Below are 5,635 nucleotides of genomic sequence, written 5' to 3'. Positions count from 1 at the left end.
CGACTTGGCCGCTGGTGAAACAATTCCAGTTGCTTTGGTTGCTCCTTCCATCAACGGTTAATTTTTAACCTGAGATAGACAAAAAGCGCTCCTAGAAATAGGGGCGCTTTTTGTTTGGGAAAAAATATTTTTATCGCTCTGATTATTCCTTCTATCCGTTGCGTCGGTTAAATTCGCTACATTCATCTTTTTTTCCTTTTTCCATCAATGTCGATCGGTTAAATCGGTTAAATCCGTTAGCTGGGTTAAATTCGTTACATAACCCGTTGCTAAATTTCCTTTCATCCTTTAATTTTTTATGACTACGATAGAATATAGCTACTAGGCCGATCGAGATAAATGTCACATACTCCACGCGCGAGAGCTCATATTATGGTCTAGGATGCCCATAGTCGGATTCAGAATATGTTGGGCTTGCCGTATAGTGTTCGCTAGCAGTAGTGCAATTGTGTCAATTCCAGAATCTCACCATAGACAAATGTAGCTGATCGGGAGTCGCTCCTCACCGTCCCAAGCGCTCTATCTGTAACGAGGATTTGTATTATGAAAGATGGACAAGAAGTACGCCACGTCTCCAGAACAGCAGTCATTGCCGGTGTTTGCGGGTTGGCTTTAGTGACGGGAGGGGGCATTGCCTGGTGGACGGCGAACCGTTCCCCAACCGCAGACACGCAGTCTTCTGCTCCGACAACCGCTCCGGCGCTGTCCCCAAGTCCTGCGGAATCCCCTGCTGTAATTATCCCCGTACCCCCACCAAATGCTGTGCAAGTGCCGCAGCAGGTTCAGACGCCTCAAGCTCAGAGGCCTACCTCTGTGACACCGCAGGCTCTGGCGCCGTCGCCACAGCCAAAGCCTTTGCAGCAGGCTGATGCCCAGACAGTCCAAGTCTACTGGGTTAAAGGTGCGATCGGCAAATTTGAGGCAGTTCCTACAAAAGTAGCTGTCAAACAAGCCGATCAGGCTGATGCAACTTTACAAGCTGCTTTTAACAGTTTGTTGGCAGGGCCGAAGGATGCAACTGTTTTTAGCGAAATTCCTAAAGGGACAAAACTCCTGAGTTTGAGTGTCAAAAATGACGAAGTTTATGTCGATTTGTCGCGTGAATTTACTGCGGGGGGAGGCAGCAGTTCAATGACGAGTCGGTTAGGGCAAGTTATCTATACAGCTACCAGTTTAAAACCGAATACTAAGGTTTGGATTTCGGTGGACGGCAAGCCTTTGGAACTTTTGGGTGGCGAAGGTTTGGAGGTGGCTCAACCGAGTACCCGCCAAAATTTTGACAAAAATTTTCCCCTTAACTAATACCAATTTGGAAAATCAATGAAACAATATTGGTAGGGTGTGTCGAAGAAAGAGTGTACCAAAAAAAAAGACGGAAAATCTTACAGCGAGGCAAAGCGCGACAATATTTGAGTAAACAAACTTAAACTCAAGTATTGTAGCAAGGATTTTTTAAATTGGTATAATTTTTGATTCATTAGTTATTAGTTATTAGTCATTAGTTAGTAGTCCTTAGTCATTAGTCTGAATGCAATAAATAGGGATTTATAACTGATAACTGATAACTGATAATTTATGAAATCATTGACCTTTGCATCGGAATAATAATTTTTGGAGTGCAATGCGAGCGTGCAGCCCGCTTCGGATTGCGGAGCCTCCCGTCTCGCTCGCTTGCAGGGTATAATTCCTTAGTTACCGGATTTGATATAACCCATGACTGATGACTACGGACTACTGACTATGGACTACTGACTAATTTTCAGTGCTTTGTAGTCAGGCTAAATTCCCGAAAGTGCAGGGCTTGCTGTTCGATCCGGGTGGCAAGCCGATCGCACACCATAGTACACAGCTCGAAAACTAACTCATCTTGCACCTTATAATAAGCGGATGTCCCTTCACTCCGGCGAGTGAGTATACCAGCTTGGAGCATGAGTTTTAGGTGCTTAGAAACATTGGCTTGACTCGTTTGAGTAGCTTCCACCAACTCTTGCACGCACTTTTCGCCGTCGCGAAGCAAGTTCAAAATTCGTAAACGCATTGGCTCGCTCAGAATACTGAAATACTCAGCAACTTGTTGCACAACCTCGTATTGCGGGACAGGCTGGGATGACTTCATCAAACTCACCGGGGAGAAGTGATCTCGAAATATTAGCATTTATTCTGTCCATCACAATAAAGTAATGCTTCAATCCGGATTAATTCGCATTAAAATTTGACCGTATTCGACAGGTTCGCCATTTTGGACTAAAATTTCCATGACTTGACCGGACACTTCATCAGCATCAATTTCGTTCATCAGCTTCATAGCTTCGATAATACAGACTGTCTGACTGACTTTGATACGATCGCCCACATTGACAAAAGGTGGCTCATCGGGAGCAGCAGCGCGATAAAACGTTCCTACCATCGGCGAGATAATTGACACCCATTTGGTATCGACAGGAGGAGAGACGAGAGCAGGAACGGCGGTAGCAGGGGCTGGTGCAGGAGTGGCCGCAGTCGCGCCTGTATTTTGGCTTGGGGCATCCGGTGATGCCGCGGTGGGGCTAGAAACAGAGCTGAGGGCGATCGTTGGAGCGACACTTGCAGCCGCAGTGAGCGCAGCAGCAGTGCCTGGTTCGCTGACCAGAACGCCTTTGCGTACAGTCAGTTCAAGTTCCCCACTTTTTAACGTCAGTTCCGAAATGCCTGTTTTGTCTAAAACAGTCAGCAGTTCGCAAAGCTGGTTTAAGTCTAATTGCACAGTAGATTCAAGGGTAATTAAGAATTTAAAATTGAAAAAATTGGAGACGGCGAAGCTAGGAAACTTCACCGATTTTGGAGGTAAAAAGGAGATTTTTTGAGATTTAAGCGATGATTTTTTAGCTATTTAACTAATAAATCATAACTCAAAACTCAAAACTTAAAACTCCCTTTTTCTCCGTCTTTGCTACTCTCGGCCGAGGTACTTGTCTTCACGAGTATCAATCCGAATGCGTTCTCCTATCGAAATAAATAGGGGAACCATGATCTGAGCTCCGGTGGAAAGGATAGCCGGTTTACTACCACCGGTGGCAGTATCTCCTTTGACTCCGGGATCGGTTTGTGTCACTTCCAAGACGACAGAATTGGGTAATTCCACTTCCATGATTTGGTCATTCCAGCGAAGGATACTGACTTCCATCCCTTCATTCAGGTACTTGACACGCTCGCCTATTTCCTTAGCTGTGAGGCGGCTTTCCTCGTAAGTTTCCATATCCATAAAGACAAACTGTTCGCCTTCTTTATAGGTATGCTGCATCGCGCTCTTTTCGAGGTTGGCTTGAGGCAAAGATTCGCCGGCCCGGAATGTGTGTTCCACTACGCTGCCGGTTTGGACGTTTTTTAATTTTGTCCGCACAAAAGCGGAGCCCTTTCCGGGCTTGACGTGGAGGAATTCGATAACCCGCCACACGCTGTTATTCCATTCAATTGAAACACCTGGTCGAAAGTCGTTACTGGAGAGCATATAAATTTTTGCGGGCAATCCCGTCGCCACGTAGGCGCGGGGGAACTATAGTCAGTCGATTTTAGATTTGGGATTTTAGATTTGAGATTCACTCGCAGCTTTGAATCTGGGAGATTGAACCTTGGTCTAAAATTTTGATCTCTCCACGACAGGAGTCTGGGGATTGTATCCGTTTTTGAGCGGGGTCAGCTTCAAGCCGCAGTCTAGCTGATGGCATCAAAAAGCAATTGGCAATTTATTTTACCTTTCAAAGGGAGCAAGTGCTTTACAGAAAGCTAAAAACCTCTGTCAGTTGAGTGAGTTCGGCAAGGGATGTAATGGATAGAAGGCGATCGCGCGCTGTGGGAAGATAATAGAGGCAATAAAAGTTAAAGATATGTTGCATTGGACTAATTTCTCGATCGATACGTGCAAGCGCTGGGTCAAGACCGGTGCCTTAGCACTCCTGCTGTTCGCACTCTCCCTGAGTTTCAGTGCAGTTTCCTATGCCAAACGTCCCAGCAGCAGTATGCCTGCGGGGAATCCGATTAGCGATGGCCGGGCGCTACTGCGTTTCGCGCTACCTATTGACAATCCTACTGTGCGTGAGTTGCAAATCAGTCTCGAAGACATTGGCAACCACATCCGTTCTAAACGTTGGGGGCCCATTAGCAGCGATGTCAACAAGGCTTCGAGGATTCTCAACCTGCGAGAGTCGGACATTTTAAAGAGTATTCCTGAGGCGAAACAGCCGGAAGCTGAGGCGCTAGTTGCACAAGTCAAGGAGGGAGTTGCCGAACTTTCCACCGCTGTTGAGGCTAAAGACAGGGAAAAAGTTATTGAGTTGAAGGCCAAAATTCTCGGTTCGGTAGGCGAAATCGAAGAGTTGATGGTGACAAAGTTTCCGTTTGAAGTGCCTGCTAAGTATGCTAATCTGCCTCAACTGAAAGGGCGCGCTACTGTGGCTGTGGAAACGGATAAGGGGAAAATTACTGTTGTGGTTGACGGTTACAGCGCGCCGGTGACTGCTGGTAATTTTGTGGATTTGGTCGATCGAGGTTTCTATGATGGTTTACCATTTATTCGATCGGAAGAATCCTACGTTTTGCAAACGGGAGATCCCGAAGGCAAGGAAGTGGGCTTTATTGATCCAGGTACTGGCAAATACCGAAATGTGCCGCTGGAAGTGCTTGTTAGAGAGGACAAGGAACCTGTCTATGGGATTACTCTAGAGGATGCGGGGCGTTATCGTGACGAGCCTGTTTTGCCTTTTTCAGCTTTTGGCGCTGTGGCGATGGCGCGCGCTGAAGCCGATCCCGACAGCGGTTCTTCTCAGTTTTTCTTTTTCTTATTTGAACCTGAACTCACGCCCGCTGGTCTGAATTTGTTGGACGGTCGGTATGCTGTTTTTGGTTACATGATTGAAGGAAAAGAGGTTTTGGATAAACTGAGGCAGGGAGATAAGATTATATCTGCTAAGGTGATTAAAGGAAAGGAAAATTTGGTTCAACCTCAAGTTTAATCGGTGACGGCGATTGAAATCGTTTCTTTTCAAACAAAGACGGCGATTGAAATCGCTTCTTGTCAAGCAAAGCCCGCCTCCGCGGGCTGGCAGAAATTATGACAAATAAAGACGGCGATTGAAATCGCTTCTACACGAACAAAGACCGCCTCCGCGGGCTGGAAGAAATTATGACAAACAAAGACGGCGATTGAAATCGCTTCTACACGAACAAAGACCGCCTCCGCGGGCTGGAAGAGTTAATCAGACAAGTTCAACTTTAATCAAATTCATTAATTTCTACGTCGTCTGCTTGGTTATTAAATCTAGAAACTCGATCGCTAATATGGCAATTTTAGAATTTTTATTGGTAATTGGTTTGGGCGGATTCGCAGGCTTGTTGATTGTCAACAATCTGAATGAAAGCAAGCAAAAGCGACAGTTGGATGAGGCTTTTTATTTGTTGTTGGAAAATCAAAACAGTCAAATGTCGCTGATTCAGTTAGCCGCCAGCGCTAGGGTTGAGGCTGAAGTTGCTCAGCAGTATTTAAACCGACAAGTTAAGATTTTTTCGGCGATTTTAGAGGTGGATGATGAAGGAGATACTTTTTATCGATTTCCTAGGTTGCGCTTGCCGCCAAGTTCTGGTAAGGAATGGTGATGCAGTT

At 45.9% G+C, this 5,635-nt stretch carries 6 protein-coding genes; 3 read left to right on the top strand and 3 right to left on the bottom strand.

The annotated features are described in order from the left end of the window. Nucleotides 1–543 precede the first annotated feature (543 nt). Complete coding sequence (locus QUB66_RS09510) at nt 544–1,302, top strand: GerMN domain-containing protein (RefSeq protein WP_265234197.1); 759 nt, start codon at nt 544–546, stop codon at nt 1,300–1,302. Between the two features lie 457 nt (nt 1,303–1,759). Here the strand turns inward: QUB66_RS09510 and QUB66_RS09505 are convergent, their stop codons facing one another. From QUB66_RS09505 to efp, 3 genes are all read right to left on the bottom strand, one after another. Then, nucleotides 1,760–2,155, bottom strand: a complete 396-nt coding sequence (locus QUB66_RS09505; protein ID WP_265234196.1) for an ArsR/SmtB family transcription factor — start codon at nt 2,153–2,155, stop codon at nt 1,760–1,762. Nucleotides 2,156–2,185: 30 nt separating this feature from the next. After that, nucleotides 2,186–2,743, bottom strand: coding sequence for an acetyl-CoA carboxylase biotin carboxyl carrier protein (gene accB / locus QUB66_RS09500; protein WP_332966936.1), 558 nt, complete (start codon nt 2,741–2,743; stop codon nt 2,186–2,188). 186 nt (nt 2,744–2,929) lie between these two features. Continuing rightward, on the bottom strand, nt 2,930–3,487 hold the full coding sequence (gene efp / locus QUB66_RS09495; protein ID WP_265234194.1) for an elongation factor P: 558 nt from the start codon (nt 3,485–3,487) through the stop codon (nt 2,930–2,932). A 376-nt stretch (nt 3,488–3,863) separates the two neighbouring features. On the opposite strand from efp, the gene QUB66_RS09490 reads away from it, so the two are divergent. Together QUB66_RS09490 and QUB66_RS09485 are read left to right on the top strand one after the other, a co-directional pair. Continuing rightward, complete coding sequence (locus tag QUB66_RS09490) at nt 3,864–4,988, top strand: peptidylprolyl isomerase (RefSeq protein ID WP_265234193.1); 1,125 nt, start codon at nt 3,864–3,866, stop codon at nt 4,986–4,988. A gap of 325 nt (nt 4,989–5,313) precedes the next feature. Further along, complete coding sequence (locus QUB66_RS09485; protein ID WP_265234192.1) at nt 5,314–5,628, top strand: hypothetical protein; 315 nt, start codon at nt 5,314–5,316, stop codon at nt 5,626–5,628. Nucleotides 5,629–5,635 lie beyond the last annotated feature (7 nt).

Origin of the sequence: Microcoleus sp. A2-C3 (genome assembly GCF_036706065.1) — a bacterium.
GTDB lineage: Bacteria > Cyanobacteriota > Cyanobacteriia > Cyanobacteriales > Microcoleaceae > Microcoleus.
This window is presented reverse-complemented; position numbering and strand designations above follow the sequence as displayed.

What these genes read in the sequence shown, in the direction of transcription:
- QUB66_RS09490 (WP_265234193.1), top strand. Translation starts at nt 3,864, where the DNA reads ATGTTGCATTGGACTAATTTCTCGATCGATACGTGCAAGCGCTGGGTC.
- efp (WP_265234194.1), bottom strand. Translation starts at nt 3,487, where the DNA reads ATGCTCTCCAGTAACGACTTTCGACCAGGTGTTTCAATTGAATGGAAT.
- QUB66_RS09510 (WP_265234197.1), top strand. Translation starts at nt 544, where the DNA reads ATGAAAGATGGACAAGAAGTACGCCACGTCTCCAGAACAGCAGTCATT.
- QUB66_RS09485 (WP_265234192.1), top strand. Translation starts at nt 5,314, where the DNA reads ATGGCAATTTTAGAATTTTTATTGGTAATTGGTTTGGGCGGATTCGCA.
- QUB66_RS09505 (WP_265234196.1), bottom strand. Translation starts at nt 2,155, where the DNA reads ATGCTAATATTTCGAGATCACTTCTCCCCGGTGAGTTTGATGAAGTCA.